Here is a 22,139-nt window from a genome sequence, read left to right as displayed (position 1 = left end):
CGCCAGCAGTCAGCGGCGTACGTCCCGCTGCTGCACTTCCTTGAGCGCCGCCGCCACCGTGGCGAAGTCGTTGTCCACGTGGAGCACCGTGTGACCGTGATGGACCGCCGTCGCACACACCAAGAGATCGATGGCTCCGGCGGCGCGATGCTGCCCTTGCTGGGTGAGCTTGTACTGCGCGGTCTCCACCCAGCGCCACGCGTTCTTGGGAACCGGCGAGAACTGGCAGAGAGCATCCAGCTCTTCGGCCAACTCGTCGCGGTGGGCCGGACCTGTGGCCGAGTAGAGGAACTCCGCCCTCGTGGGCTCACAGATATGGAACACGCCTGCGGCAATATGCCCTTCCCAGGGCCGCAACCCCCCTGGGGTGCGAAAGAGGTGCCACAGGGCGGAAGTGTCGAGGAGGTAGGTGATCACTCGAAGGCTGCCCGCCGGGCGCGCTTCGCGGCTGCATGCGCTGCAGCCGCAGCCTCGAACTCGCCCCGCTCGCCCCGCGCGGCCAACTTTTCGGCAGCCTCCAGCCGCTTGATGCGCGCCACGTAGTCCCGCAGAGCCCCGTTGACCGTCTCTTTCTTCGTCGAGACGCCCATGAGCCGCATCGCCTCGGCCAGCGCCTCGTCATCGAGATCAACCTGGGTAACAGACATACCAGCCACCCCTCACCAAGAGTCCATGATGTACATAACGACGATACATCACCAACATTCCCTTGCGGGGCCCATCACGCAGGAGGCAGACACGACCCGATCGCCGAGAGGCCGCAAACCACGGAACACCCCTGGCCGGGCACCGCAACCCGAAAAGACGGGACTGCCGCGCTGGGGAACCAAGGGCGCGGGGATGGTCCCGTCTTGACCTTGTCCATCTCCATCTCGAACAGCTGCTCCTCACGCACGTGGGATGGCCCCTGGGCCACCGGGTCCGCCACCGGCACCTACTCCCCCTGCTGCCGTCGAAACGGCGAACCGAGGTCCTCGGTCTCTCCACCCACCGCTGCTGAGAGCGGCCCCGGCCGCGCTCTCAAGCTGACACGCCGGAGTGCCAGGCCCCGCCCTCTGGTGCGGTGAAGACCAGGTCCGTCGGCTTCTTCCCCAGGCAGGCCCCCTGGAACAGCCGCACCTGCTCTGTGGTGAGTACAAGGGTCCGGCGTGACTTCTTCGCCTTGGGGGCACCAAGGAAAGTCCCGCCCTCGCCGCGCCACTTCCAGGCGCGCTGCACGCGGAGGGTCGGACGCTTCGACGCGAAGGTGAAGTCCCGGGGCTGCAGTGCCGTCACCTCGCCCCACCGGAGGCCGGTGCTCACCAGGGCATCGACGATGTCGACAGCGTCGACACGCAGGTGCGTCTTGGGGAGGGCGTACTCATCGGGTTCGAGGAACACCTCGTCATCCTCGGTGTCGTTCCCCTTGGGGAGCCGGGTGTGGGCGCAGGGGTTCGAGTCGCGCAGGGCGGGATCGGCGCTCACGGCGGATTGGAAGATGCTGTAGAGCAAACCGTGGAGGTTGGCGATCGTCTTCGGCGCGCAGGGCCGGCGCACTGTACCCGCGGAGTACAGAGGGCCGGGCCTCCCGTTTTGAAGGTCCAGAATCCACTGGCTGACGTGGTCTCGGGGGAGCCTGCTCCCCCGGTCAGAGACAGACAGCTCACCGAACCACGGGATCATGCGGTTATCGATGAACCTGATGTAGTTGGTTCTAGTGTGTTCGGATATGTCCGTCAGTAGCCCCACGTAAGCGTGCGCATAGACCGGAAACTTCTCCGAGTCCGGCATCGGTCCGGCATCGGCGGCTCGCCCGGCTCGACGACCCCCTCCCCTTGACCCACCCCGGCGGCCATTTGACCCACCCCGGCGGCCATCGCTGTCCGTGACCGTTGACCAGATCGCGGAAACGTTTCGCCTGGTCGCCGTCGTCGAAGGTCTCGCGACACCAGGCGCCTGTTCGGGAGCCCCCGGCCCGCCATACGACGGTGCGCCAAGGGTCTCCGGACAGCCGGGAATTGGTCTTGATGTAAGCCGTGGGAGCAAGCGCACGAGACTTCGGTGCGGCGTTCGTGCGGCGGATGCCTCGCCTGTGCCAGCGTGAACCCGGCGCTTACGCAGGTCACGACGTTTCTGCACGAGTGGGGCGGGTGGGACTCGAACCCACGGCCGGCGGATTATGAGTCCGCTGCTCTAACCGGCTGAGCTACCGCCCCATTACGGCGCGTCGCGCACATGTGTGCGCGCCGTCTGCCGCAGCATAGCCGCTCATACGATCTCCTGCTTCGGATGGTCGGCTCCGCCTGCCCTCAAGGACCCCACCTGGGACGCAGCGGTTCCCAAGGGCATGAAAAAGGACCCCGATGGGGTCCATGGGGCCTTCGTTCAGGTTGCTCTCCCGACTGGACTCGAACCAGTAACCTGCCGGTTAACAGCCGGCTGCTCTGCCAATTGAGCTACGGAAGATCGAAGCTCCCCCGACTGGACTCGAACCAGTAACCTGCCGGTTAACAGCCGGCTGCTCTGCCAATTGAGCTACAGGGGATTGCCTCGCTTGCATCGAACGTAGCTCCCTGGGTATTCGCCAGAGGGCGTGCGCTCGCTGCGACACATACATTAGCGCAAGCAGGGGGGTGCTCCGCCAATCGGTAACCCGCCTGCCACGACGCCGCCGCAAGGACCGACTCACAGAGGAAGGGTGGCCCCCATGCGCTACCGGCTCACGTTCGTCGTCGGACTGGCCCTGGGATACGTGTTGGGCACACGTGCCGGGCGCGAGCGCTACGAGCAGTTGAGGAAGACCGCCCGGCAGGTCGCGCAGAACCCGGCGGTGCGCAACACCGCCGAGTCGGCGGCCCAGCAGGGGCGGCAGTTCGCCGGAAAGGCGTACCACGTGGTGAGCGACAAGGTGGGTGACCGGGTCCCCGACTCGGTCTCCGACAGGGTGCGTTCCCTGCGTGAGCGCAACGCGAACGGCACCCGTGGCGAGGACGACTGGGGCACCAGCAACACCTGAAGGAACACTCAGGTCGGCACGCGTGTCCCGAGCCGGCGCGGCAGTACGGCAGAATTTCCGCCATGGGGATAGTCGCCGGGCTGGACAGTTCGCCCGATTTCACACGCATCGTCGTCTGCGACGCGGACAGCGGAGCCGTACTCCGGCAGGGATATGCCCCGCATCCGTTGGACGGCCCGGCGGAGGGCGCCCGCCCCTCGGACGTCGACCCGCAGGCCTGGCTGCTCTCCCTGGGCGAGGCCGCGGGCGGCGGGCTTCTGGAGGGCGTCCAGGCCATCGGTGTGTCCGCGCAGCAGAACGGGCTCGTCCCCGTGGACAACCAGGGCAACACGATCCGCCCGGCGATGGTCGGCGGGGACAAGCGCGCCCAGGTCGCCGCCGCCGACCTGGTCGACGCGCTCGGCGGGCGGGAGGCCTGGGCGCAGGCCGTGGGATGCGTACCGCAGGCGGCGCAGCCCGTGACGAAGCTGCGCTGGCTGGCGCGGACCGAACCCGAGGCGGCCATGCGCACCACCGTGCTGCTCCAGGCGCACGACTGGCTGGTGTGGCAGCTGCTCGGCAGGCCGGCCCGCCGGACCACCGACCGGGGCGGCGCCTCGGGTACCGGTTACTGGTCGGCGGCGACCGGCTCGTACCGGCCCGATCTCGTGGAGCTGGCGCTCGGCCACCAGGCGCTGCTGCCCGACGTGCTCGGACCGTGGGAGACCGCGGGGACGACGCCCGAGGGGCTGCTGATCTCGGCGGGCACGGGCGAGACGATGGCGGCGGCCTTCGGTCTGGGGATCGGGCTCGGGGACGCGGTGGTGTCGCTCGGCGCCTCCGGTTCCGTGATGGCCGTCCACCACGAGGCGCTGGTCGACTCCTCCGGGATGATCACCTCGCTGGCGGACGCGACCGGGATGCACCTGCCGGTCGTCACCACGCTCAATGCCGTACGGGCGTTGCGCGGGGCCGCCGAGCTGCTCGGCGTATCCGACCTGGAGGCCCTGTCGGACCTGGCGATGAAGTCCACTCCGGGGTCGCACGGGCTCGTCATGCTGCCGTACCTGGAGGGTGAGCGGACGCCCAATCTGCCGCACACGGCGGGCACGCTGGCCGGGCTGCGGCGGGAGTCGATGCGGCCCGAGCATCTGGCGCGGGCCGCCTTCGAGGGCATGCTGTGCGGGCTCGCGGACGCGCTGGACGTGTTGCGCAAGCGGGGCGTGGAGGTGCGGCGGATCTTCCTCCTTGGCCAGGCCGCGGAGCTGGGCGCGGTGCAGGCGTGCGCGCCCGCGCTGCTCGGTACGCAGATCGTGGTGCCGCAGCCCGCGGACTACGCGGCGATCGGCGCGGCCCGGCAGGCGGCCTGGGCGCTCGGTGTCCAGCAGGGCACGATCCAGCCGGGTCTGCCGCCTGTCTGGCAGGGCGCGGCGGCGCAGGTCCTGGAGCCGGGCGAGGAGTTGGCGGTGGGGCAGGCGGTGCGGCAGCAGTACGTGTCGGTGCGGGACCAGACCCACCCGGGGGCCTTCCGGCCCTGAGGGTCTGCGGAGTCCTGCGCAGCGCCGCCCTGGGCCCTGCGGGGCCTGCGGAGGCCCGCCCTGAGCCCTGCGGGGCGCACGGAAGCCTGCGCGCGGAGGGCCCGCACGGAAGCACACACGGAGGCCGGAGCGGAGGCCGGAGCGGAAGCCGGTGCGGAGGCCGGAGCGGAGGCCGGAGCGGAGGCCTGTGAAGCGCCGGAAGGCTCCTCGGGGCCCGGGCGGCCTACGACTTCAGGCCGAGGCCCTGTCCGCTCTTGGACCTCTCTTGGGTTAATCAGTTGAGGTAACGCGGGGGGAGTGTTCGACGATAGGGGCCAAGGGCAACGAACCGCCCCGCCGCCGACCCGAGAGACCAGCGTGCTCATAAGACTCCTTCGTACCTATCTCACGCCCTACAAGAAACCCATCGGCCTGCTCGTCCTCCTGCAGTTCCTGCAGACCTGCGCCACGCTCTTCCTGCCCACGCTGAACGCCGACATCATCGACAACGGTGTCGTGAAGGGCGACACGGGATACATCCTGTCCTTCGGCGCCCTGATGATCGGCATCTCGCTGGTGCAGGTCGTCTGCAACATCGGTGCCGTCTACTACGGCGCCCGTACGGCCGCCGCGGTCGGCCGCGACATCCGGGCCGGCGTCTTCGACCGCGTGCAGTCGTTCTCGGCGCGTGAGCTGGGCCACTTCGGGGCGCCGTCCCTGATCACCCGCACGACGAACGACGTGCAACAGGTGCAGATGCTCGCCCTGATGACGTTCACGCTGCTGGTGTCGGCACCGATCATGTGCGTGGGCGGCATCGTGCTGGCCCTCGGTCTGGACGTACCGCTGTCCGGGGTGCTGCTGGCCGTCGTGCCGGTGCTCGGTATCTCGGTCAGTCTCATCGTGCGCCGCCTGCGGCCGCTGTTCCGGACGATGCAGGTACGGCTCGACACGGTGAACCGGGTGCTGCGCGAGCAGATCACCGGCAACCGCGTCATCCGTGCCTTCGTGCGCGACGCGTACGAGGAGGAGCGTTTCCGGAAGGCGAACACCGACCTCACCGAGGTGTCGCTGGGGACCGGGCGGATGCTGGCGCTGATGTTCCCGATCGTCATGACGGTGGTGAACGTCTCGTCGATCGCGGTGGTGTGGTTCGGTGCCCATCGGATCGACAGCGGCGGGATGGAGATCGGCGCGCTGACCGCGTTCCTCGCCTATCTCATGCAGATCGTGATGTCCGTGATGATGGCCACGTTCATGTTCATGATGGTGCCGCGCGCCGAGGTGTGCGCCGAGCGCATCCAGGAGGTTCTGGACACCTCCAGCAGTGTGGTCCCGCCGAAGGCTCCCGTCCTGGAGCTGCGGCGGCACGGTCATCTGGAGCTGCGCGGGGCGGGGTTCCGCTATCCGGGAGCCGAGGAGCCGGTGCTGAAGGCCGTCGACCTGGTGGCGCTGCCCGGCGAGACCACCGCCGTGATCGGTTCGACCGGCAGCGGCAAGTCGACCCTCCTGGGGCTGGTCCCCCGGCTGTTCGACGTCACCGACGGCCAGGCGCTGGTGGACGGCGTCGACGTACGCACGGTCGAGCCGCGGCTGCTCGCGCGCACGGTGGGCCTCGTACCGCAGAAGCCGTATCTGTTCGCGGGCACGGTGGCCTCCAACCTGCGGTACGGGAATCCGGACGCGACGGACGAGGAGCTGTGGCACGCGCTGGAGGTGGCGCAGGCCAAGGGGTTCGTCGAGGGTCTTGAGAACGGTCTGGACGCCCCGATCGCGCAGGGCGGGACGAACGTGTCGGGTGGTCAGCGGCAGCGGCTCGCCATCGCCCGGACCCTCGTACAGCGTCCCGAGATCTATCTCTTCGACGACTCGTTCTCCGCGCTCGACTACGCGACGGACGCGGCGCTGCGTACGGCGCTCGCGCGGGAGACCGCCGACGCGACCGTCGTGATCGTCGCCCAGCGGGTGTCGACCATCCGGGACGCCGACCGGATCGTGGTCCTCGACGAGGGCCGGGTCGTCGGGACCGGCCGCCATCACGAGCTGATGGCGGACAACGAGACCTACCGGGAGATCGTTCTCTCCCAGCTGACCGAAGCGGAGGCAGCCTGATGGCCGGGCCCATGGGGCGGATGATGGCCGGGTCCGGTCCCGACCAGCACTCGATGGATTTCAAGGGATCCGGGAAACGGCTGCTCACGCAGTTCAAGCCGGAACGCGCCACGCTCTACGTGATGCTCGCCGCCGTGGTGTGCAGCGTCGGCCTCTCGGTCGCGGGGCCGAAGATCCTGGGGCAGGCCACCGACCTGGTCTTCGCCGGGATCATCGGGCGGGACATGCCCGCCGGGCAGAGCAAGGCCGAGGTCCTCGCGGCGATGCGGGAGCGCGGCGACGGCGGCATGGCCGACATGCTCTCCGGTACGGACTTCACGCCGGGCGAGGGCATCGACTTCGGCGCGGTCGGCGAGGTGCTGGGACTCGCGCTCGTGGCGTTCCTGGTGGCCGGACTGCTGATGGCCGTGGCGACGCGGCTGGTGAACCGGGCCGTCAACAAGACGATGTACAAGATGCGCGAGGACGTGCAGACGAAGCTGTCGCGGCTGCCGCTCTCGTACTTCGACAAGCGGCAGCGCGGTGAGGTGCTCAGCCGCGCCACGAACGACATCGACAACATCGGGCAGACCCTGCAGCAGTCGATGGGCCAGCTCGTCAACTCGCTGCTGACCATCGTCGGTGTGCTGGCGATGATGTTCTGGGTGTCGTGGCTGCTCGCGCTCGTCGCGCTGATCACCGTGCCGTTGTCGTTCGTCGTCGCGACCCGGGTCGGCAAGCGGTCACAGCCACACTTCGTGCAGCAGTGGCGTACCACCGGCAAGCTCAACGCGCACATCGAGGAGATGTACACCGGGCACAACCTGGTGAAGGTCTTCGGACGGCAGGACGAGTCGGCGGCGCAGTTCGCCGAGGAGAACGACAAGCTGTACGAGGCCGGTTTCCGGGCGCAGTTCAACAGCGGGGTCATGCAGCCGCTGATGATGTTCGTGTCGAACCTGAACTACGTGCTGGTGGCGGTCGTCGGTGGTCTGCGGGTCGCGTCCGGCTCGCTGTCGATCGGCGATGTGCAGGCCTTCATCCAGTACTCCCGGCAGTTCTCCATGCCGCTCACCCAGGTCGCCTCCATGGCGAACCTCGTGCAGTCCGGGGTCGCGTCGTCAGAGCGGATCTTCGAGCTGATGGACGCGGAGGAGCAGGAGGCGGACCCGGTGACGGGGGCGCGTCCCGAGGAGCTGCGGGGCCGGGTGGCGCTTGAGGGGGTCTCCTTCCGGTACGACCCGGAGAAGCCGCTCATCGAGGACCTGTCGCTGGCGGTGGAGCCCGGGCACACGGTGGCGATCGTGGGACCGACGGGAGCCGGCAAGACGACGCTGGTGAACCTGCTGATGCGGTTCTACGAGACGACGGGCGGGCGGATCACCCTCGACGGGGTCGACGTCGCCACGATGTCCCGGGACGAACTGCGGACCGGTATCGGCATGGTGCTGCAGGACACCTGGCTGTTCGGGGGAACGATCGCGGAGAACATCGCGTACGGGGCCTCCCGGGAGGTCACCCGTGGGGAGATCGAGGAGGCGGCCCGGGCCGCGCACGCCGACCGGTTCGTCCGGACGCTGCCCGACGGGTACGACACCGTCATCGACGACGAGGGGTCCGGGGTCAGCGCGGGTGAGAAGCAGCTCATCACGATCGCTCGGGCGTTCCTGTCCGATCCGGTGATCCTCGTCCTCGACGAGGCGACGAGTTCCGTGGACACGCGTACCGAGGTGCTCATCCAGAAGGCGATGGCGAAGCTCGCGCACGGGCGGACGTCGTTCGTCATCGCGCACCGGCTGTCGACGATCCGGGATGCCGACACGATTCTGGTGATGGAGAACGGCGCGATCGTGGAGCAGGGGGCGCACACGGAGCTGTTGGCGGCGGGTGGGGCGTACGCGCGCCTGTACCAGGCCCAGTTCGCCCAGGCGGTGGTGGAGGTCGACTGAGGGGGCTTTCTCCGCCCCCGCCGCCCCTACCCGTCCCGTCGCTTCTGGGGGCTGCGCCCCCAGACCCCCGGACGGGCTGGTCTTTCAGCCCCTCCGGCGTTTGAGGAGCGGGGGTTCGGGGGCGGAGCCCCCGAGACGGGACGGGACGGGAAGGGGCGGCGGGGGCGAGAAAGGTCAGTCCAGGTAACCCCGTAGCTGGTCCGCGAACGCGTGGTCGCGGAGTTTGTTGAGGGTCTTGGACTCGATCTGGCGAATGCGCTCACGCGTGACGCCGAAGATCCGCCCGATCTCCTCCAGCGTGCGGGGGCGGCCGTCGGCCAGGCCGTAGCGGAGCTGCACCACCTTGCGTTCACGCTCACCGAGCGTGGAGAGCACCGCCTCCAGGTGTTCCCGCAGGAGCAGGAAGGCGGCCGACTCCACCGGACTCGTCGCGTCCCCGTCCTCGATCAGGTCACCGAGGGCCACGTCGTCCTCCTCCCCCACCGGGGCATGGAGGGACACCGGCTCCTGTGCCAGCCGCAGAACCTCGCTGACCCGCTCGCCGGTCAGGTCGAGGTGCGCGGCGACCTCCTCGGGCGTCGGCTCGTACCCCCGCTCCTGCAGCATGCGCCGCTGCACACGGACGACCCGGTTGATCAGCTCGACCACGTGGACGGGAACCCGGATCGTGCGGGCCTGGTCGGCGAGGGCCCGGGACATGGCCTGGCGGATCCACCAGGTCGCGTAGGTCGAGAACTTGTACCCACGGGCGTAGTCGAACTTCTCGACCGCCCTGATCAGCCCCAGGTTCCCTTCCTGGACCAGATCGAGCATGGTCAGCCCGCGCCCCACGTACCGCTTGGCCACGGAGACGACCAGGCGCAGGTTGGCCTCGATGAGGCGGCGTTTGGCCATCCGGCCCATGACCACCAACTTGTCGAGGTCCAGGGCGAGTTGACTGTCGAGGTCTGAGGCCAGCCGGAGCTTCTCCTCGGCGAAGAGGCCCGCCTCGACCCGCCGGGCGAGATCCACCTCCTCCGCCGCGGTGAGGAGCGGGATCCGGCCGATCTCCCGCAGGTACTGGCGGAACAGGTCGGACGAGGGCCCGCCGGTGTCCGCGCGCCCGCGGGGCGGTTCCACCGGCTCCAGTGCCTCCGTCTCGCTCTCCACGAGGACGGCGGTGGGCGGCTCCGGCGCGTTCGGCGGCTCCGCCGTGGTCTCGGGCGAGGCGGTTTCCGGATGGTGCGCGGCACGGTTCTGCGGCGGTACGGCCTCAAGGACGTCGGCATCCGGGTCCGTCTTCGCGGTGTTCGCGGTGTTCGCGGTGTGCGTGGTGTGCGTGATGTTCGTGGCGTTGTCGGTCTGCGTCAGGGTCTGGGTCTGCACGGGGGCGACCTCCAGGAATGTCGCTGCTGAGGCGTGCGGCAGCGGGACGGGGACGACGGCCTTGCCGCTGTCCGTCCCGAACACGTTGAGCGGAACCGCGGGGACTTCGGACCCGTCGCGTTCGGGTCGGCCGCGCTCCGAGGACTCAGGCACCGGAACCCAGTGTGGAGTACGACGCATCCTCGCCACGAGGGGCGTGCGGTGACTTTTTGAGTCCAGTCCGTGACTGCTTGGTTACCCTCGCGGAAAGCTGGTGTGCTCGTCCGTCCCCTGATCTGGCACGTTCCCCCGAGTGTCCGGTTCTCGATGCGGAACGCAGCCGACGGTCCGCTGCGACAGCGCCGCCGCACCGGAACGGCCGCCACGCCGGGCGACCGGGACCGGTCTCGCGCCGGGCGCGTCTAGCGCCGGTCCACGGCCGGAGGCCTCGCAGCCGACAGTCACGTCGACGGGTTCCCGGGGGCGGACGTCGTACACCGGAAAACCCGGGTGGGTGCGAGAAGAGCCGGGTGGGCGCGAAGGCCGCGGGGGAGGTGGCCTGGCGGCGTGCCGCCATCGGCCCTCCGGCCCGCTCAGAGCGCGGAAGCGCCCTTCTCGCGCAGGGCCTGGTCGTACTGCTGGAGCACCCACAACTCGTTCTGCACGGCGGCCAGCCGGGCCGGGTCCCCCTGCGCGCTGGCGCGCGCGAGTGCGCCCTGGACGTCACGTACCCGGCGCTCGACGGCGCGGCGGCGGACGGTCACCAGTTGCTCGCCCGCGTAGGCCTCGTCGACGGTCTTGCGCATGATGGCCTCGACGGCGAGCTCCGTGACCATGGCGCGAATCACGTCGTCCGCGGCGGCCTCGCGGACCTGGACCAGGTACTGCTGCGGGTCCTGGACGCCGTACTCCGCGCCGCCCGCCTCGATGATCGTCTCGCGGACGGCCGCGTACGGCGGGGCGGTGAACTCGTCCACCCCGTACGCGTCGAAGGCCGGGGCGACCAGGTCGGGGCGCTGGAGGGCGAGTTTGAGCAGCTCGCGCTCGGTGGCGAACACCGGGTTGCGCAGGGTCAGGGCCGGGCCCGAAGGGGGCCTGGGGCCGGGGCCGTTGCTGTCGTACTGCTGCGGGGGGCGGCCGCCGCTCGCCGGCGCGGGGCCCTTGCCGCCGCGGTCGCGGGCCCAGCGCGCCAGCTGGGCGACCCGCTTGACGACGAACTGGGTGTCGAGGATGCCGAGCATGCCCGCGAGCTGGACGGCGACCTCGTGCTGGGCGCCGCTGTTCTTGATGCGGGCCACGATGGGCGCGGACTCGTCGAGCGCGGCGGCGCGGCCGGCGGGGGTCTCCAGGTCGTAGCGGGCGACGATCTGGCGCAGGGCGAACTCGAAGAGCGGGGTGCGGGGCTCGACCAGGTCGGCGACCGCCGCGTCGCCCTTGGCGAGGCGCAGGTCGCAGGGGTCCATGCCGTCGGGGGCGATCGCGATGTACGTCTCGGCGGCGAACTTCTGGTCGTCCTCGAAGGCGCGCAGGGCGGCCTTCTGGCCGGCCGAGTCGCCGTCGAACGTGAAGATCACCCGCGCCGAGCCGTTGTCCATCAGGAGCCGTCGCAGGATCTTGATGTGGTCGTTGCCGAAGGCCGTGCCGCAGGTCGCGATGGCGGTGGTGATACCGGCGAGGTGGCAGGCCATGACGTCGGTGTAGCCCTCGACCACGACGGCCCGGCTGCTCTTGGCGATGTCCCTCTTGGCGAGGTCGATGCCGTAGAGGACCTGGGACTTGCGGTAGATCGGCGTGTCGGGCGTGTTCAGATACTTCGGCCCGTTGTCCGACTCGTACAGCTTGCGGGCGCCGAAGCCGACGACCTCGCCGCCGATGTCGCGGATCGGCCACATCAGGCGGCCGCGGAAGCGGTCGATGGGGCCGCGGCGGCCCTCCTGGGCGAGCCCGGAGAGGAGCAGTTCCTTGTCGGTGAAGCCCTTGCCGCGCAGGTAGCGGACGAGGTGGTCCCAGCCCTGGGGGCTGTAGCCGACCCCGAAGTGCGTGGCGGCCGACTGGTCGAAGCCTCGCTCGGCGAGGAACTTGCGGCCCGCGTCGGCCTCGGAGCTGGTGTCGAGCTGCTCGATGTAGAACTTGGCGGCGGCCTGGTGGGCCTCGACCAGGCGGATGCGTTCGCCGCGCTGGTGGGAGGGGTTGTAGCCGCCCTCTTCGTAACGAAGGGTGATGCCCGCCTGCCCGGCGAGGCGCTCGACCGACTCCGAGAAGGAGAGGTGGTCGACCTTCATCACGAACGTGATGGTGTCGCCGCCCTCCTGGCAGCCGAAGCAGTGGAAGAGCCCCTTGCTCGGGCTGACCTGGAAGGAGGGCGACTTCTCGTCATGGAAGGGGCAGAGACCCTTGAGGTTTCCGCCGCCCGCGTTGCGCAGCTGGAGGTACTCGGACACCACGGCGTCGATCGGGACCGCGTCCCGAACAGCCTTCACGTCCTCGTCGTTGATCCTTCCAGCCACGCGCCGAGTCTACGGGGAGGGTGTGACAGTCGAGTCCCTCCGTCGGTCAGTGGAGTGCTTCGTCGGTCATGGGACCAGGCTGTCCAGCGGAACGTGCGGGTCCGCGAGCGCCTCGGTGTCCAGCCGGGCCCCCGACCTGATCAGTTGTTGGATCGGTTCTGTGACGTCCCACACATTCACGTTCATCCCGGCCAGCACGCGACCCTCGTTCACCCAGAAGGCGATGAACTCGCGCTTGGCGGCATCCCCCCGGATCACCACTTGGTCGTACGTCCCCGGGGGCGCCCAGCCCGAGTACTCAAGCCCTACGTCGTACTGGTCGGAGAAGAAATAGGGCACCCTGTCGTACGTCGTTTCGCGGCCCAGCATCGCGCGGGCCGCCGCCGGGCCGCCGTTCAGCGCGTTCGCCCAGTGCTCCACGCGCAGCCTGGTGCCGAACAGGGTGTGGTGGAAGGCGGCCACGTCACCGGCCGCGTAGATGTCGGGATCCGAGGTGCGCAGTCGCTCGTCCACCGCGATACCGCCGCCGTGTGCCCGGTCGGCGATCTCCAGGCCCGCCGCCTCGGCGAGGCCGGTGCGCGGGGCGGCGCCGATCGCGGCCAGGACGTCGTGCGCGGGGTGTTCCTCGCCGTCGTCGGTGCGGGCCGCCAGGACCATGCCGTCCTGGCCGGTGATCTCGGTGAGGCGGGCGCCGAAGTGGAAACGGACGCCGTGCTCGCGGTGCAGTTCGGCGAAGAGCTCACCGAGTTCCGGGCCGAGGACCCCGTGCAGCGGGGTCGGCTCGGGTTCGACGACGGTGACCTCGGCTCCGTACTCACGGGCTGCCGCGGCGATCTCCAGACCGATCCAGCCGGCGCCCGCGATGACCAGGTGGCCGTTGTCCCGGCCGAGGGCGGCCAGTACGTGCTTGAGGCGCTCCGAGTGGGCGAGGCGCCGCAGATGGTGGACTCCGGCGAGGTCCGTGCCCGGGATGTCCAGGCGGCGCGGCTCGGCGCCGGTCACCAGCAGCAGCTTGTCGTAGTGGACGAGTGTGCCGTCGTCACCGAAGCGGACGGTCCTGGCGGTCCGGTCGATCGCGTCGACGGTCTGGCCGAGGTGCAGCTCGATGTCGTTGGCCGCGTACCAGGCGGGCTCGTGGACGAAGACGCTGTCGCGCTCGTCCTTGCCGAGCAGATAGCCCTTGGACAGCGGAGGACGCTCGTACGGGTGGTCCCGTTCGTCACAGATCAGTATGACGCGGCCGGTGAAGCCCTCCGCCCGGAGCGCCTCGGCCGCCTTGGCTCCGGCCAGGCCTCCCCCGACGATGACGAATGTCTGATCTGCGTCGACCACGTGATGCCTCCTCGTACGGATGTCGCCACATGCGAGCGTCCCGCACACAGCGTGATGGGGGAAGAGGGAGTGGCCCGATCAGGCCACTCAGGGTCACGCTGACACCGTGGGACGTCACACCTGCACCCTGAGCCTCGCATGCAGGGAGCGCGCGGCGGCGTCCGTGAGCGAGGCGATCTGGTCGACGATCACCCTCTTGCGGGCACGGTCGTCGGACGACTGGTCGAACAAGGCTCGAAACTGCGGGTCGAGACCTTCCGGCGCCCGCGCGGTGAGCGCCTCGGCCAGCTCTGCGACGACGATCCGCTGATCGGCGCGGAGCAGCTCCTGCTCGGCGCGCTGCATCACGTACCGGTCGGCGACCGCCTTGAGCACCGCGCACTCCAGACGCGCCGCGCGCGGGACGACCAGCTCGGCGGCGTAGCGCGTGAGGCGCCCCGCCCCGTACGTCGCACGGGTGGCGGCCTCCGCGGCGAGGCAGAACCGGCCGATGAGCTGGCTGGTGGCGTCCTTCAGCCGGGCCTGGGCGACGGCCGAGCCGTCGTAGCCGTGCGGCCACCACTCCTGGCCCAGGAGCCGGTCGAGGGCCGCCGACAGCTCGGCGGGGTCGGTGTCCGCGTCGACGTACCGCCCGACGGCGACCTGGAAGATCTCCTGCCGCTCGGGCTCCGCGTGCAGGCAGTTGGGGTCGATGTGCCCCGCGTGCAGGCCGTCCTCGACGTCGTGCACCGAATACGCCACGTCGTCGGCCCAGTCCATGACCTGGGCCTCGAAGGTGGTGCGGGCGCCGGGGGCGCCGTTGCGGATCCAGTCGAAGACAGGGCGGTCGTCCTCGTAGACCCCGAACTTCGGGGACTGCGGGTCGGTGGGGTGGGCGCCGCGCGGCCAGGGGTACTTCGTGGCGGCGTCGAGGGTGGCACGGGTGAGGTTGAGGCCGACACTGACGAGGTCGTCCCCGTCCGCGATGGCGGCCGAATGTACGGCAGCGCCCCGCACGAAGCGCTTGGGCTCGATGCGGGTGAGCAGTCTGAGCGACTGGGCGTTGCCCTCGAAGCCGCCGCAGTCCTCGGCGAACTCGTTCAACGCCTGTTCTCCGTTGTGCCCGAAGGGCGGGTGGCCCAGGTCGTGGGAGAGGCAGGCCGCCTCGACGAGGTCGGGGTCGCAGCCGAGGGCGGCGCCCAGCTCACGGCCGACCTGGGCGCACTCCAGGGAGTGTGTCAGCCGGGTGCGGGGACTCGCGTCCCAGACCAGGCTGCGAGTGCCGGGGGTGACGACCTGCGTCTTGCCCGCGAGGCGGCGCAGGGCCGAGGAGTGCAGTACGCGGGCGCGGTCCCGCTGGAAGGCGGTGCGGCCGGGCCGTTTGTCCGGCTCGGTGGCCCAACGGGCCACTGCCGTGGGGTCGTAGGCGGGGGGTGGGGCCTGGTGCGCGTATGTCTGTTGGGGTGGGGTGGTTTCGGTGCTGGTGCCTTCCATGTCTTGACAGTAAGCGCAGGCAGTGACAAATGGGTGGCAGCCCGGCGCCCGAGGGCCCGAGCGCTCGAAGCGCCCGAGCGCCCGCCGGGTACGGGCCGTCGGCGGGTGCGGACGTCTGTGCCCTAGCCGGCCGCGGCCAACGTGGGTCGCGTCACCGCCTGGGTTGCCGATGCCTGGTCGTAGCGGTGCAGGACCAGGCGGGCCATTGACGGGTGGGCGCCCAGGGGGGCCGCGGCGATCCAGGGGGCGGCTGCCGCGCACTCGGCCGAGAAGCGGCCCGGTGCCGTGAAGTACGAGGCGACGGCGATCCGGTGGCGTCCCCTGGCGGCGAGCGCGCGCACGGCGTGCGCGACCGTGGGCGCGGCGGCGGAGGCGTAGGCGGGCACGACGGGCACGCCGAGGCGTTCGGCGAGCAGCTCGGCGGTGCGGCGGGTGTCGGCGGCGGCGTCGGGGTCGCGCGATCCGGCCGCGGCGAGCACGACTCCGCTCGCCCGGCGCTCAGCGTCGCCGGAGCCGAAGCCGGAGCCGCCGAGGTGGCCGACACCGCTGAGGCCACCGGGGCCGCTGGGCCGCGTGTGCCAGCCAGCCTCGACGAGCCGCTCGTACAGCGTCTCGACGAGCAGCGGGTGCGGGCCCAGCGGCGCGGCGATCCGGATACGCGCCGACGAGGCTGCCGCGGCCTCGGGGATGTCCTGCTTGACGTGGTAGCCGCGGCTCAGCAGCAGCGGTACGAGGACCGCGTCACCGGTACCGAGGCCGGCGAGCGTGTCGGGCAGGAGGGGTTCGTTCAGCTCGATGTGCCCGAGGTGCACGGGCAGACCGGGGCGCAGCTCGCGGATCCGGTCCATGAGGGTCCGGATGGTACTCAGGGCCCGCGGGTCGCGGCTGCCGTGGCCCACGAGGACGAGCGCGGGCGGCGCGGGGCGCCGGGTGCCGTCGAGGGACACGAGGCCGAGCTGACTGCCGAGCTGACTGCTGATCCGGTTCATGAGTTGCGCCGTACTGTCGAGGTGGCCGCCAGGGAACGGCCGGCCACCGGGGCGGATCCTGATCCTGGACTCGTCGCGAGGAGGGTTCGACGCCGTCATGCACCAAGGGTGCCGGAACGAGGTTGCTACCCCGTTGCGCGGGAATGACGGGTGTTTTCCGGGGGTTCACAGTGGGGCACAGGGGGCCTGTGAGGTGGCGTGACCTGCGGTTACGTCACTCCGAGTGAAGCTGGTCACGGTGCGTGGGGCGAACCGGATCGCCGTGCACGGCGTCCTCCAGGGTCAAGGCCACCCGGGGAGGGACCCGTCCAATGCGTCGTCCGAGACTGCCGAAGCTGCCGCGCACCCGTGCCGGACAGCGCCGGGCCGTGCAGGCGGTGATGGCCGGGTGCGTGCTCGCCCTGCTCCCGGCGACGTGGATGTACACGGTCGCGGACGACCGGCTGCGGACGGCGGCGGACGTGCCGCGTACCGAGGTCGCGGTCGTGTTCGGGGCGGGCCTGTGGCAGGGCGAGCCGTCGCCGTATCTCGCGCACCGGCTGGACGCGGCGGCCGGGCTGTACCGGTCCGGCCGTATCCAGGTGGTCCTGGTCACCGGCGACAACAGCCGCGAGGACTACGACGAGCCGGACGCCATGCGCACCTACCTCACGAAGCGGGGCGTGCCCGACACGCGGATCGTCAGCGACTACGCCGGCTTCGACACCTGGGACTCCTGCGTTCGGGCCAAGAAGATCTTCGGCGTGGACAGGGCCGTACTGATCAGCCAGGGCTTCCACATCCGGCGGGCAGTCGCGCTGTGCCAGGAGGCGGGCGTCGAGTCGTACGGGGTCGGGGTGGACGCCGTGCACGACGTGACCTGGTACTACGGCGGAGCGCGCGAGATGGTCGCGGCGGGCAAGGCGCTCCTGGACGCGGTCTTCGAGCCGGACCCCATGTTCCTGGGCCCCCAGGAACCGGGCGTGAAACGGGCGTTGGCGGCCGATGACCGATAGTCGACAGTCGATAGCCGACGAGACGGACATCACACCGGTCGCCGGGTTTGACGGGGGCCGCTCACCCTGCCGCGTGAAAGCGGTTGCGCAGCGTTCTGTAGTCAACTGACTACGGATAGTGTCGTTTTCGGTGGCCCGGATCCGAACCGGGCCCAGCGAAAGGACGCATGATGACTGGTCTGCGTACCGTTCTCGTCGCCGCCATGGCGGCCGCGCTGCTCTCGGTTCCGGGTGCCGTGACGACCGCCTCGGCGGACGCCCGGGTGTCGGCGAAGGAGCCGGGGTGCGCCAAGCTCGGCGTCTACAGCGAGGAGTCGGCCGACATCCACAACGTGTGCGGCTACACGATCTCCGCCAGTGTCGAAGTCGACGGATGGGACCCCGGTTGCATCCAGATCGAGCCCGGCGAAGTCGGACACATCGGCCTGGACGCGGGCGACGAGCCGTACTACGCGTACGAGTGCTGAGTGCACCAGGTGCACGTGCTCGGCAGGTGCGCGCGCTCGGCCGACCGCGCGTACGCGGCTGACTGGACACGGCCCCTGAGCGGGCCCGGGGGCCCCGGCGGGGGCGGGGGCACTGGCGGGGGCGGGGGCACTGGCGGGGGCGGGGGCACTGGCGGGGGCCGCCGCGCTCTCCGCCGCCGTCTCCGTCACCCTCCCTGCCGCCTCGCCTTCTCCGCCGCTTTCTCCGCCCCCTCTCCACCGCCCGTCTCCACCGCCCCTCACGGCCGTCCGGTTCGGGCGGGGAGGTCCCCGTGCCTGCCGCGTAACGGGACGCGTCCTGCCGCGTAACACGTGCGACGCACGCTGAGCTGTATGCAGACCACCGTGACGCCCACCCACTGCCCGTACTGCGCGCTGCAGTGCGGCATGAACCTGACGCCCGTGCCGTCCGGCGGCGGCAGTGTGGTCGAGGTGACGGAGCGCGCCGACTTCCCGGTGAACCGGGGCGCCCTGTGCGGCAAGGGCCGCACGGCTCCCGCGCTGCTCTCGTCAGCGGCGCGGCTGACCTCGCCCCTGATCCGGAAGGCGGGGGTGCTGGAGCCGGCCGGCTGGGACGAGGCGCTCGACCGGATCGCCGAGGGGCTGTCCCGGACGCGTACCGAACACGGCCCGGACGCGATCGGGGTGTTCGGCGGCGGCGGGCTGACCAACGAAAAGGCGTACACGCTCGGCAAGTTCGCCCGGGTCGCGCTCGGCACCTCGCAGATCGACTACAACGGACGCTTCTGCATGTCGTCCGCGGCGGCCGGCGGCATCAAGGCCTTCGGCCTGGACCGGGGGCTGCCCTTCCCGCTGGAGGACATCCCGAGGACGGGGTGTGTGATCCTCGTCGGCTCCAACCTCGCCGAGACCATGCCGCCGGCGCTCCGCTATCTCACGGAACTGCGCGAGAACGGCGGCACGTTGATCGTCATCGACCCGCGCCGCACACGCACCGCCGAACAGGCGGACCTCCATCTGGCGCCGCGCCCCGGTACGGATCTGGCCCTGGCCCTCGGACTGTTGCACCTGGTGGTGGCAGAGGGGCGTACGGACGAGGCGTACATCCAGGAGCGCACGAGCGGCTGGGAGGAGGCGCGGGCCGCGGCGATGGCGCACTGGCCGGAGTACGTGGAGCGGATCACCGGGGTGTCCGTACCCCAACTCCGCGAGACCGTACGGATGTTCTGCGAGCCGGAGTCCGCGATGGTGCTCACCGCGCGCGGGCCCGAGCAGCACTCCAAGGGCACGGACACGGTCGGCGCGTGGATCAACCTCTGCCTGGCGACCGGGCGTCCGGGACGGCCCTTCTCCGGGTACGGCTGCCTCACCGGGCAGGGCAACGGGCAGGGCGGACGCGAACACGGCCAGAAGGCCGACCAGTTGCCCGGCTACCGCAAGCTCGACGACCCGGCCGCCCGGCGGCACGTCGCCGAGGTCTGGGGCGTCGACCCCGACTCGCTGCCGGGGCCCGGCCGGAGCGCGTACGAACTGCTCGACGCCATGGGTACGGACATCCGCTCGCTGCTGCTGATGGCCTCGAATCCGGTGGTGTCCGCGCCCCGGGCCGCCCACATCGAGGAACGGCTGCGCTCCCTCGACTTCCTGGCCGTCGCCGACGTGGTGCTGTCCGAGACGGCGGAGCTCGCGGACGTCGTCCTCCCTGTCACCCAGTGGGCCGAGGAGACGGGCACCATGACCAACCTGGAGGGCCGTGTCCTGCTGCGCAAGCAGGCGATCACGCCTCCGGACGGCATCCGCAGCGATCTGTACGTGATGCATGAACTGGCCGCCCGCCTGGGCGTGGAGAAGGGTTTCCCCACGGACCCGGAGGAGGTCTTCGAGGAACTGCGCCGGGCGAGCGCGGGCGGGCCCGCCGACTACTCGGGCATCACGTATCGCCGTCTGGCGGAGGAGAACGGGGTGTTCTGGCCGTGCCCGCTGGAGCCCGCGCCGGAGCCGGAGCCGGAGCCCGCGCTTGAGCCGAAGCCGGAGCCGGGCGGCTCCGCCGGTGCGGAAGCGACCGCAGGACCCGCCCTCGCCCTCGCTCCCGCCGGAGTGCACCCCGGCACGCCCCGCCTCTTCCTCGACCGGTTCGCCACCCCCGACGGCCGTGCCCGCTTCGTCGCCGTGAGCCACCGGCCGCTGGCGGAGGAGCCCGACGACGAGTACCCGATGCTGCTGACCACCGGCCGGGTCGTCTCCCAGTACCAGTCGGGCGCCCAGACCCGCCGCGTCGACGAACTGAACGCCGCCGCGCCCGGCGCCTTCGTGGAGCTGCACCCCAGGCTGGCCGAGCGGCTGGGTGCCACCGAGGGAGAACCGCTGGCCATCGTGTCCCGGCGGGGCCGGGCGGTCGCGCCCGCGCGGATCACCACCACGATCCGGCCCGACACCGTGTTCATGCCGTTCCACTGGCCGGGCGAGGGACGCGCCAACACGCTGACCAATCCGGCCCTCGACCCGACCTCGCGGATGCCGGAGTTCAAGGCTTGTGCGGTTCGTGTGGAGCGCGTGGACCGCGTGGAGCGGTCGGGCTGACGCGGAGGGGACTCTGCGAGTCGTCGGGGGCTGGTCTGCGGCTGGACCGGCTAGCCCGGGGTTTGTCCGCGGCTGGACCGGGGGCTGGTCCGGGACGTGCCCGGACCTTTGCAGAAACGATTCTCACCCCTCACACATCCCCACACGTCCCCCAGTGATCAGCTATGGACATGACACCGCTCGGCCGCCTAGAACTGAGCGGACACATGCGCATCCCCCCACCCTCCACTCCCCCCACCACGCGTTTTCGCGTGCCTTATCGAGGAGTTCGATGCGTTCGATGAGTCGGACACGGCACCTCCGAGGCTCACGCCTCGCCACCGTCGGCATATCCGCGGCGGCAACCACCTTGCTGGCGGGCGCGCTGTCCCCCGCCGGCGCGGATGCGGCCGACGGGCCGACCCGCGACACCGTGCTCGGCAACGCGGCGGCGGTACTCGCCGACCAGGCCGCAAGCCTGGGCCTCACCTCCGCCCAGGACACGAAGGCCCGCGACGTGGTCGTCGACGCGGACGGCACCCAGCACGTGCGGTACGACCGGACATACCGTCAGCTCCCGGTGCTAGGCGGCGACTTCGTAGTCCACCTCACGTCCTCCGGTGACTATCGCAGCGCCGAGCGGGCCACCACGCGGCCGCTCTCCCTCACGAGCGTCGAGCCGTCGGTGTCGGGCCCGAAGGCCGCCGACCTCGCCGCCGCGGCCCTGCGCCTCGCGAACGTCGGCGAGACGCTCCGCGGGATAACCGCCAAGCCGCAGCTGGTCGTCGACGCCCTGCACGGAGAGCCCAGGCTGGCCTGGCGCACCGAGGCCGCCGGCAAGGACTCGCTCGGCAATCCGATGGCCCGTGTCGTCCTCACGGACGCCCGCACCGGCAAGCAGATCGACGCCTGGGACAGCATCGAGACGGCGACCGGGGACGGCCGCTCCCTCTACAGCGGAACGGTCCCGCTGGAGACGACGAAGTCCGGTTCGACGTACCAACTGACCGACCCCACCAGGGGAAACACGTACACGGGCGACACGCGGAACAAGACCGACTCCTGCATCCTGGTCCTCTGCTACACACGTGCCGCCGCGCCCGTCCTCACAGATGCCGACAACCACTGGGGAACCGGGTCCAATACGAACCGCGCCTCGGCCGCGGTCGACGCGCAGTACGGCACCGACACCACCTGGGACTACTACAAGGACACCCACGGCCGCACCGGTATAGCGGGCGACGGCAAGGGCTCGTACAACCGCGTGCACTACGGAAGCGCCTACAACAACGCCTTCTGGGACGACGACTGCTTCTGCATGACGTACGGCGACGGTGACGGGACGACCTTCGGGCCGCTGGTGTCCCTGGACGTGAGCGGCCACGAGATGTCCCACGGCGTGACCTCGAAGACGGCGGCCCTCACGTATTCGGGCGAGCCCGGCGGCCTCAACGAGGCGACCTCCGACATCTTCGGGACCCTGGTGGAGTTCTACGCCGACAACCCCTCGGACCCCGGGGACTGGCGGATCGGCGAGAAGGTCGTGAAGTCCGGCTTCGGCCGCGCCGCGCTCCGCTACATGGACCAGCCCTCCAAGGACGGCAACTCCGCGGACTGCTGGACCTCCAAGGTCGGCGACCTCGACGTCCACTACTCCTCGGGCGTCGCCAACCACTTCGCATACCTCCTCGCCGAGGGCAGTGGCCCCAAGACCATCGGAGGCGTCGCCCACAACGGCACGACCTGCGACGGCGCGAAGGTGACGGGCATCGGCAAGGCCAAGCTGGGCGCGATCTGGTACCGGGCGCTGACGGTCTACATGACGTCATCGACGAAGTACGCGGGCGCACGCACCGCCACGCTGAACGCGGCGAAGGACCTGTACGGCGCCGACAGCGCGGAGTACACGGCGGTGGACGCGGCCTGGTCGGCTGTGTCCGTGAAGTGAGTGAGTCCGTGAACT

At 70.5% G+C, this 22,139-nt stretch carries 16 protein-coding genes and 3 tRNA genes; 8 read left to right on the top strand and 11 right to left on the bottom strand.

Features of this window, described 5'->3' with window-relative positions; genetic code table 11:
* Positions 1-9 precede the first annotated feature (9 nt).
* From AB0D14_RS17160 to AB0D14_RS17135, 6 genes are all read right to left on the bottom strand, one after another.
* On the bottom strand, positions 10-417 hold the full coding sequence (locus AB0D14_RS17160) for a PIN domain nuclease (RefSeq protein ID WP_362779512.1): 408 nt from the start codon (positions 415-417) through the stop codon (positions 10-12).
* Positions 414-647, bottom strand: a complete 234-nt coding sequence (locus tag AB0D14_RS17155; RefSeq protein ID WP_073724608.1) for a type II toxin-antitoxin system VapB family antitoxin — start codon at positions 645-647, stop codon at positions 414-416. The genes AB0D14_RS17160 and AB0D14_RS17155 overlap by 4 nt, the downstream gene beginning before the upstream one ends.
* A 373-nt stretch (positions 648-1,020) precedes the next feature.
* A complete protein-coding gene (locus AB0D14_RS17150; protein ID WP_362779511.1) occupies positions 1,021-1,464 on the bottom strand; it encodes a hypothetical protein in 444 nt (147 codons plus the stop codon).
* 657 nt (positions 1,465-2,121) lie between these two features.
* Positions 2,122-2,195, bottom strand: a tRNA-Ile gene (locus tag AB0D14_RS17145).
* 177 nt (positions 2,196-2,372) lie between these two features.
* Positions 2,373-2,445, bottom strand: a tRNA-Asn gene (locus AB0D14_RS17140).
* Positions 2,446-2,451: 6 nt separating this feature from the next.
* Positions 2,452-2,524: transfer RNA gene (locus tag AB0D14_RS17135), tRNA-Asn, on the bottom strand.
* Positions 2,525-2,686: 162 nt separating this feature from the next.
* On the opposite strand from AB0D14_RS17135, the gene AB0D14_RS17130 reads away from it, so the two are divergent.
* The 4 genes from AB0D14_RS17130 (at position 2,687) to AB0D14_RS17115 (ending at position 8,531) form a co-directional block, all read left to right on the top strand.
* A complete protein-coding gene (locus AB0D14_RS17130; protein WP_362779509.1) occupies positions 2,687-2,995 on the top strand; it encodes a YtxH domain-containing protein in 309 nt (102 codons plus the stop codon).
* A 62-nt stretch (positions 2,996-3,057) separates the two neighbouring features.
* Positions 3,058-4,512: an FGGY family carbohydrate kinase gene (locus AB0D14_RS17125; RefSeq protein WP_362779507.1), complete on the top strand. Its 1,455-nt coding sequence runs from the start codon at positions 3,058-3,060 to the stop codon at positions 4,510-4,512.
* A gap of 357 nt (positions 4,513-4,869) precedes the next feature.
* Entirely contained in the window at positions 4,870-6,603 is a 1,734-nt protein-coding gene (locus AB0D14_RS17120) for an ABC transporter ATP-binding protein (RefSeq protein ID WP_362779505.1), read from the top strand.
* On the top strand, positions 6,603-8,531 hold the full coding sequence (locus tag AB0D14_RS17115; protein ID WP_362779502.1) for an ABC transporter ATP-binding protein: 1,929 nt from the start codon (positions 6,603-6,605) through the stop codon (positions 8,529-8,531). The genes AB0D14_RS17120 and AB0D14_RS17115 overlap by 1 nt, the downstream gene beginning before the upstream one ends.
* A gap of 174 nt (positions 8,532-8,705) precedes the next feature.
* On the opposite strand, the gene AB0D14_RS17110 is transcribed toward AB0D14_RS17115, so the two are convergent.
* From AB0D14_RS17110 to AB0D14_RS17090, 5 genes are all read right to left on the bottom strand, one after another.
* Positions 8,706-10,049 carry an RNA polymerase sigma factor gene (locus AB0D14_RS17110; RefSeq protein ID WP_362779500.1) on the bottom strand — a complete coding sequence of 448 codons (1,344 nt, stop codon included), beginning with the start codon at positions 10,047-10,049 and terminating at the stop codon, positions 8,706-8,708.
* A gap of 419 nt (positions 10,050-10,468) precedes the next feature.
* Positions 10,469-12,382, bottom strand: a complete 1,914-nt coding sequence (gene dnaG, locus AB0D14_RS17105) for a DNA primase (RefSeq protein WP_362779498.1) — start codon at positions 12,380-12,382, stop codon at positions 10,469-10,471.
* A 66-nt stretch (positions 12,383-12,448) separates the two neighbouring features.
* Complete coding sequence (locus AB0D14_RS17100; RefSeq protein WP_362779496.1) at positions 12,449-13,714, bottom strand: FAD-dependent oxidoreductase; 1,266 nt, start codon at positions 13,712-13,714, stop codon at positions 12,449-12,451.
* Positions 13,715-13,828: 114 nt separating this feature from the next.
* The gene (locus AB0D14_RS17095; protein ID WP_362779494.1) at positions 13,829-15,187 is read right to left on the bottom strand and encodes a deoxyguanosinetriphosphate triphosphohydrolase; all 1,359 of its coding nucleotides are present in this window, start codon (positions 15,185-15,187) and stop codon (positions 13,829-13,831) included.
* A 122-nt stretch (positions 15,188-15,309) separates the two neighbouring features.
* A complete protein-coding gene (locus AB0D14_RS17090; RefSeq protein WP_362779491.1) occupies positions 15,310-16,275 on the bottom strand; it encodes a sirohydrochlorin chelatase in 966 nt (321 codons plus the stop codon).
* Positions 16,276-16,487: 212 nt separating this feature from the next.
* On the opposite strand from AB0D14_RS17090, the gene AB0D14_RS17085 reads away from it, so the two are divergent.
* From AB0D14_RS17085 to AB0D14_RS17070, 4 genes are all read left to right on the top strand, one after another.
* Positions 16,488-17,171, top strand: a complete 684-nt coding sequence (locus AB0D14_RS17085) for an ElyC/SanA/YdcF family protein (RefSeq protein ID WP_362779488.1) — start codon at positions 16,488-16,490, stop codon at positions 17,169-17,171.
* Positions 17,172-17,338: 167 nt separating this feature from the next.
* Complete coding sequence (locus tag AB0D14_RS17080) at positions 17,339-17,638, top strand: hypothetical protein (RefSeq protein ID WP_362779486.1); 300 nt, start codon at positions 17,339-17,341, stop codon at positions 17,636-17,638.
* A gap of 351 nt (positions 17,639-17,989) precedes the next feature.
* A complete protein-coding gene (locus tag AB0D14_RS17075; RefSeq protein WP_362779484.1) occupies positions 17,990-20,197 on the top strand; it encodes a molybdopterin oxidoreductase family protein in 2,208 nt (735 codons plus the stop codon).
* Between the two features lie 280 nt (positions 20,198-20,477).
* Entirely contained in the window at positions 20,478-22,124 is a 1,647-nt protein-coding gene (locus AB0D14_RS17070; protein WP_362779703.1) for a M4 family metallopeptidase, read from the top strand.
* Positions 22,125-22,139: the final 15 nt, after the last annotated feature.

The organism is Streptomyces sp. NPDC048484, assembly GCF_040651415.1.
GTDB lineage: Bacteria > Actinomycetota > Actinomycetes > Streptomycetales > Streptomycetaceae > Streptomyces.
The sequence above is the reverse complement of the archived record's forward strand: the minus strand, read 5'-3'. Positions and strand labels throughout refer to the sequence as shown.